The following is a 5496-nucleotide window of genomic DNA, read 5'->3' as shown; positions in this document are numbered from 1 at the left end:
CAGGGTATGACGGGTTCCAAACCCGACCAGGGTAGTCACATCAGCCCGGATGCGATCTGCTGAGACCGCATCGATGATATCGTAAATATCTTTGGAAGACTGGGCTAAGGATACGGAGGTTACCATTAGCAGCAAAGGAAGCAGATAATTTTTCATGATGTTTTTCTGTATTTATTTTCAACCGGGGGAAACTCAAATCAAAGCAGACCCGGGACCGAGTAAAAAACGCGGGATACCAAAGGTAATACCTACTTTTTATATCCGGGGGATCACAGGTAAAAAAACTGCCCCCCCCCTGAGCTGAAAGGAAAAGAGTTCGTATATGCTATCTCTCAGGGTTCTTGCTTTCTTTTTAGAGGAATTTCCGCGACAAACAGCAGGACTCCGGTGGCGTAATGGGTCGCCATCCGGGTGATCCCTTCGACTTCATCTTCGGGCAAATTTCTAAAGACTGTCCATTCGTCAGAGATACCGGGGTAGAATTGCCAAAGCGTACTTCCACTACCCGCAAGAACTCTTCCGTCCATTAGCCAGCACACGTCCTGCACGCCGGGGGGCAGATCTGTGATCACTTCAGTAGCCCCGGATACCGGATCTACCGACTTCAATTCACTTTTCCCGCCTTCCCGGTTTACAAAGCTCACGAGCTGTGTATGTGGTATTCGGTGCAGAGAGCGACCCACATTCTTTTGGAAGGTGTAGTGGGTATCGCTTTTCAAGTGAGAGACCACCAGGTCCATCCTGTCATCTACCAGAACGGCTGATACCAGTAATTCGGGGCTATACCAGAGGTGGTAGCCTACCTTAAGGTTTTTGAGTATCGGTCTTGACTTACCCGTTTTCCAATCGTACCTGTACAGGAGTTGCTTTCCATCCTCGTCTAGCCTTATGGCCGAAAAATCCTCGCTTCCCGGGATTCTCGTGGGAGAATATTCACCCCCTCCGGGTGTATCTGTTTTCCATACCTTGCCATGGTCTGAAAGGGTATAAGCCAACACATCTGTCTGTCCATTCCTTGTGGAGGAGAACAGAACCAGCGAATCATTGTAAAAGGAGGGCTGGTTGTCATAACCTGGATTTTGAGAAAGGTTCCTGATCTCACTCCGATCTACCTCCTGGGTGGTAGACACCAGGTCTAGCAGGAAAACCTCCGTATCTGCCTGGGAGAAGATCAATGTCGGCGTGGTGGTAAGGAAAAGGACCAGGAGGATTCTGAATCTATCCGACCTTTTTTTCTGTAAAGCGAGAGAGGAGGTCACGGACATTTTTAATACTGTCTAGATAATATTTTGCCTGTGTCTTTTGCCGGCCGACCTTCACAGTTACTGCCGTATCGGGGAGTTCCTGGAACATGAATTCATCTGTCCAGTCGTCTCCTATCGCGAAGACAAAGTCGTATTCGTCTCGGGTAAAAATACGCATTGCCGCCCTTCCTTTGTTCACATTGCTGCTTTTAATCTCCATGACCTTATTCCCGTTCAGCACACTGAGGTCGTCATTGGCGATAAGGCTTCTGAGGACTGTGTTCAGTTCGGATGCTCTCTTCTGCCCAAAATCAGGGTCTGTATTGCGGTAATGCCATGCCAGGGAGTAGTTCTTTTCCTCGATAAAACTGCCCGGAGTTCGGTCTACAAAAGATTCGAGAACCGGACTGATCTTTTCCATCCAGTCCTTTTTCACATTTTCCAGCATGGTGAATTCATCACCTTTTTCAGAGAGCCAAACCCCGTGTTCCACGATCATATTGTATTTCTTTTTGAGGAACCAGCGACCAAAGGTCTCTTTATCTCTGCCGCTGATCAGGTAGATGTCCATATCGGGCAGTGAGGTCAGGGCATCCAGCAACCGGAAGAGCTCCTTATCAGGGGATGCTTTCTGGGGGTCGTTGTGAAAGCCGGCCAGGGTGCCGTCGTAATCCAGGAAGAGCAAGCGCTTACGGGCAGCGTGGTAATCCTCCATTACGGTATTGGTGAGATCCACCGAGAGCCTGCGGGTCACATAGGCCGGATCCTTGTCCCTTTGTTCGGTCAGGGATCTCATGAAATCATTGGCCCATTTTTCCACGTTGTACCGCTCAAGCCTTTTCTGCAACACGTCGTTCCTGGATTTTTGTTCTTTCTGGGGCATCTGTATCGCCCTGTGGATGGTATCGGCGATCTGTTCAAAATTGTTGGGGTTGATCAGGAGGGCCTCATTCATCTCATTGGCAGATCCGGCCATCTCACTGAGGATCAGGACCCCGGTCTTATCCGTTCTCGTGGCTATGTATTCCTTGGCTACCAGGTTCATCCCGTCCCGTATGGGTGTTAGCCAGGCAATGTCGCAGGAGGTATACAGGTCGATCAGGTTCTCAAAGGGCATGGAGCGGTAGAAATACCAGATCGGTGTCCAGCTCACTGTAGCCAGCTCCCCGTTTATCCTTCCCACAAGTTCATCTATCTCTTTCTTCAACAACTGATACTGGGGGACATTGCTGCGGGAGGGCACCGCCAGGATGATCAGGCGTACCTTTTCCTTGTACTGGGGGTATTTGTTCAGGAAATACTCATAGGCATTGAGCCTCTTGGCGATCCCCTTCGAATAGTCTAGCCGGTCTATGGAGAGCAGGAATTTGGCATCGGGGGTAGACTCCTTGTGCTTGTTGAGCCGGCGCTGTAATTCTGATTGTTCTTTTTTGGGGAGGGTCTGATGTATTTTTGCCGCCTCACTGAACTTAGCGTAATCGATCCCCATAGGAAAGGAATCGACCTTCACGATCCGGTCATCGAGATAGATGTCATTAAAACTGACCTCCAGGCCGAGGATCCTCCGGATAGAACTCAGAAAATGCCTTTCATAATCATAGGTATGGAAGCCGATGAGGTCTGATCCCAGCAAGCCCGTCAACACCTCTGCCCTCCATGGGAGGGTCCTGAAGATTTCAAAGGAGGGGAAGGGGATATGCAGGAAAAACCCGATGGAGGTCTCCGGCCTTTTTTCCCTGACCATCCGCGGGACGAGCATCAGTTGATAGTCGTGCACCCAGATGATATCATCTTTATCCGCCTTTTCAAGGATGGCATCCGCAAACTTTTGATTGACAGCTTTGTAGGTTTCCCAGCTCGCCAGTTCAAATTCAGAATACTCCAGGAAATAGTGAAAAAGGGGCCAGATGGTCCGGTTGCTGAAACCGTAGTAAAATCCATCTACCTCTTCTGCGGTCAGCTTTACCTTCGAAGAACCATGTTCGGCCAGGGCGGCATCGATATCGTTTTCAAGATCTTCCGGGATCTCCTCTTCTGTAAGTCCGCTCCACCCGATCCACAGGCTTTCACCCTCCGAATGAACCGACTTCATCCCGGTGGCCAGTCCGCCCACACTCGGGATGGCACTGATACTTCCATTATCGATTTGCAATTGAACAGGCAACCTGTTTGAGATAATGATAGTTTTAGCCATAAATCGAGTATTTTTACCCTTTTTTCATATTAATTTCTCTAAATTTCGTCAAATTATGACGCAAATCCAATGAAAACCGAATTTTTACAGGATTCTCATTTATGGACAACTTAGATTATGGAATTATCGGAAATTGCCGGAGTGCGGCCCTGATTTCGAAGACCGCTTCTCTTGAATGGTGCTGCCTGCCGGAATTCGATTCTTCTTCTGTTTTTGCAAAATTGCTGGACGATGAGATTGGGGGCAGCTTTGAGATCCGGGTATCGACTCAGTACAAAATCAAACAGCGGTATAAGAAACATACGGCCATCCTGATCACCCGTTTTGAAGACGGGGAGCACATCTTTGAGGTGCATGACTTTATGCCGCGGTACGTCAAAGGTCCTTCCCAGTACTACGCACCTCCTGAGGTCTACAGATTTATAAAGCACATCTCCGGAAAGCCGAGATTCAGTGTGCATTATGACCCCAGGCTGGCCTATGCCTCGGGGAAGACAGAAACCTATGTGAAAAAGAATTTTGTCGTAAGTCTTACCCAGGGAGAGAAATTCGAAACGGTTTTCCTGTATACTTCTTTCAATAAAAATGCCGTTGTGGAAGGGAGGGAGATAGAGGTGACCGAAAACGGATACTTTTTGCTGGCCTACAATGAAAAGATCTTCCAGCCCAGTACACGAAAAACGTATCTCGAACTGGAGAGGACCAAGGTATACTGGCTCAACTGGAGCAATAAAACCCCGAATTACAAGAAGTATAACGCCCAGATCAATCGCAGTGCGATCACCCTTAAATTGCTCACTTACAACAAGACCGGGGCCGTGCTGGCAGCTGCCACCACTTCCCTTCCCGAGACTATCGGAGAGGTCAGGAACTGGGATTACCGCTTTTGCTGGATTCGGGACGCCTCCATGGTGATCAAGGTGATGGCAGACCTGGGCCATACCAATGTGGCCAGGCGTTATCTGCAATTCATCGTCGACCTCATCCCGGACAAGGATGAAAAATTGCAGATCATGTACGGGATCAACAAGGAGAAAAAACTCACCGAAAAGACCCTGGATCACCTCAAGGGGTACAAAGGCTCCAAGCCTGTGAGGATCGGGAATGCTGCTTACCATCAAAGGCAGAACGATATCTACGGGATCCTGATGGATGTGCTGTATGCCCATTTAAATAAATTCGGCACGGACCTGGAAAACGGGGAGGAATTGTGGGGTATAACCAAAGGGATCGCCTGGATCGTTTCCAAGCACTGGCGGGAACCCGACAAGGGTATATGGGAATTCCGCACGGAGGACCGTCATTTCACTTTCTCTAAGGTACTTTGCTGGGTGGCCATAGACAGGGCGATTAAAGTGGCCCGTATCTTCCGAAAGAACAGGAAGGTCGAAAAATGGAGTACACTGGAACAGGAGATCAGGGAGGATATCCTTACCCATGCATGGAATGAGGAGAAAAAAGCCTTTACCCAGTCTTACGGGTCGCCCAACCTCGATGCCTCCGTACTGCTGATGGAATCTTACGGATTTATCCCGGCCCGTGACCCCCGGTTTATCAGTACGGTGCATGCGATAGAAAAGGAACTCAGCAATGACGGACTCCTCTATCGTTATAAGAACAAGGACGATTTCGGATTGCCGTCCTCCTCTTTCACCATCTGTACTTTCTGGTTTATCAACAGCCTGTTCAAGATAGGGGAGGAAGAAAAGGCCCAGGCCCTGTTTGACAAGGTGCTCGGATACGGGAACCACCTGGGACTCTTCAGTGAGGATATCGACTTCAAGACCAAACGGCTGCTGGGGAATTTCCCACAGGCCTATTCCCACCTGGCCCTGATCGAGTGCGCGATCAATTTTTCCCAAAAGGCAACAGAACAGCGCGTGCTTGAATCTATGCAGTGATTTTCCTGCTGCCTTTTTCCCGCACCAGAGCCAGCAACATCCCGAGGTGTTCCTCAGTGGTAAACGGGTTCATGATGGTACACCTGAGGTACTGTATCCCTTTGATCCTGGTCTGGACGATGTAGAACATCCCTTCCTCGAGCAGTTCCTGCCGGAT

At 49.3% G+C, this 5496-nt stretch carries 3 protein-coding genes; 1 reads left to right on the top strand and 2 read right to left on the bottom strand.

Annotation, left to right across the window (positions count from 1 at the left end; translation table 11 throughout):
• Positions 1 to 332: 332 nt before the first annotated feature.
• Together ABYP73_RS11040 and ABYP73_RS11035 are read right to left on the bottom strand one after the other, a co-directional pair.
• Positions 333 to 1259: a hypothetical protein gene (locus tag ABYP73_RS11040; RefSeq protein WP_372974358.1), complete on the bottom strand. Its 927-nt coding sequence runs from the start codon at positions 1257 to 1259 to the stop codon at positions 333 to 335.
• A complete protein-coding gene (locus ABYP73_RS11035; protein ID WP_372974357.1) occupies positions 1219 to 3438 on the bottom strand; it encodes a bifunctional alpha,alpha-trehalose-phosphate synthase (UDP-forming)/trehalose-phosphatase in 2220 nt (739 codons plus the stop codon). The genes ABYP73_RS11040 and ABYP73_RS11035 overlap by 41 nt, the downstream gene beginning before the upstream one ends.
• 101 nt (positions 3439 to 3539) lie before the next feature.
• Between ABYP73_RS11035 and ABYP73_RS11030 the strand changes: the two genes are divergently transcribed.
• Positions 3540 to 5339: a glycoside hydrolase family 15 protein gene (locus ABYP73_RS11030; protein WP_372974356.1), complete on the top strand. Its 1800-nt coding sequence runs from the start codon at positions 3540 to 3542 to the stop codon at positions 5337 to 5339.
• The last annotated feature ends 157 nt before the right edge of the window (positions 5340 to 5496 follow it).

Origin of the sequence: Muriicola sp. (assembly GCF_041567615.1) — a bacterium.
Classification (GTDB): domain Bacteria; phylum Bacteroidota; class Bacteroidia; order Flavobacteriales; family Flavobacteriaceae; genus Muriicola.
The sequence above is the reverse complement of the archived record's forward strand: the minus strand, read 5'-3'. Positions and strand labels throughout refer to the sequence as shown.

Bases quoted from the DNA above. Each gene is read 5' to 3' on its own strand.
- ABYP73_RS11035 (WP_372974357.1), bottom strand. From the start codon at position 3,438: ATGGCTAAAACTATCATTATCTCAAACAGGTTGCCTGTTCAATTGCAA.
- ABYP73_RS11030 (WP_372974356.1), top strand. From the start codon at position 3,540: ATGGACAACTTAGATTATGGAATTATCGGAAATTGCCGGAGTGCGGCC.